Source organism: Pectobacterium sp. 1950-15, assembly GCF_037136835.1.
GTDB lineage: Bacteria > Pseudomonadota > Gammaproteobacteria > Enterobacterales > Enterobacteriaceae > Pectobacterium.
The window spans coordinates 1-1,161 of record NZ_JBBBQR010000042.1 but is presented as its reverse complement, the minus strand read 5'-3'; the positions used below and the strand labels follow the sequence as shown (position 1 = coordinate 1,161).

General features: G+C 63.0%; 1 pseudogene. It reads left to right on the top strand.

The annotated features are described in order from the left end of the window. Positions 1-1,161 (top strand): annotated as a pseudogene (locus WCT94_RS20690) (hemolysin BL-binding protein); the annotation flags it as partial.

The window sequence follows — 1,161 nt, the reverse complement described above, 5'->3', positions numbered from 1 at the left end:
GCGGACGTGCTGAACCACGGGCAGATGCTGGGATCGGACGATCTGCAACTGGATCTGCGTAATACACTGGATAACCGCGGGCTTGTCAGCGGCAGTAATACATTGGGTATTGTTGCGAACGATATCGACCAGCAGGGGACGCTGGAAGCGCGCGCGCTGAAGGTGGACGCGCAGACGCTGGATAACCACGGCAAGATGCTGGGCGTCGATGTGCTGACGCTGGCGATTACAGGGACGGCACGCAATCAGGGCAAATGGCTGAGTCAGGGCAGCAGCACGCTGACGGCGGGTCAGGTTGATAATCAGGGGCAGTGGCAGGCGGGCGACATCACGCTGCAGGCCAGCGAACTGACCAACCGTGGGCAGCTTTTTGGTCTCAACGCCCTGTCGCTGGCGACCACAAATGACCTTGGCAACCAGCAGGGCGGCACACTGCTGTCGCAGGGCATCGCGGTATTACGTGCCGCGAACGTGATAAACGACGGCGACGCACAGGCAGACCGCCTGACGGTTGACGCGCAGCAACTGACCAACCGCGGGCGGATGCAGGGTGATAACGGGTTAGCCGTTACGCTGGATCGTACCAACCCAGCCAGCCGGTTAACCAATCAGGGGACGCTGCTCTCCGGCGGTGACGGCTGGCTGAGCGCCAGCCTGCTCGATAATCAGGGTACCGTGTCCGGCGTGGGTAAGGTGACGCTCGACAGCGGGGCGATAAACAACACTGGCAGCGTGATTGCTGACGGCGCCCTGTCGCTCACTGGCGACTATCAGGGCGCAGGCCTGCTGCATACCGCCGACACCCTGACGCTGCGCGGCAATCAACTCAACAACAGCGGACGCTGGGAAAGCCGGGCGCTGGCGCTGAACGGCGGTTCGTTCAGTAACGCTGGCACGGTTATCGGTGAGCGCGGTATCACGCTGGAATTGCGTGACGGCCTGACGGTTGGCGGCACCGGTCAACTGCTGACCAACGGTACCCTGCAGGCACAGGCGGGCAGGGTCAGTAACGACGGGCTCTGGCAGGGCAACACGCTGGCGCTGACGGCCGATGACATCGGGAATGCCGGACAGCTGCTGGGGCTGTCTGCGCTGTCGCTGACGGCGAAAAACCGTCTGGACAATACGCAGACCGGCAAGCTGCTTACCCAGGGCCAGGCG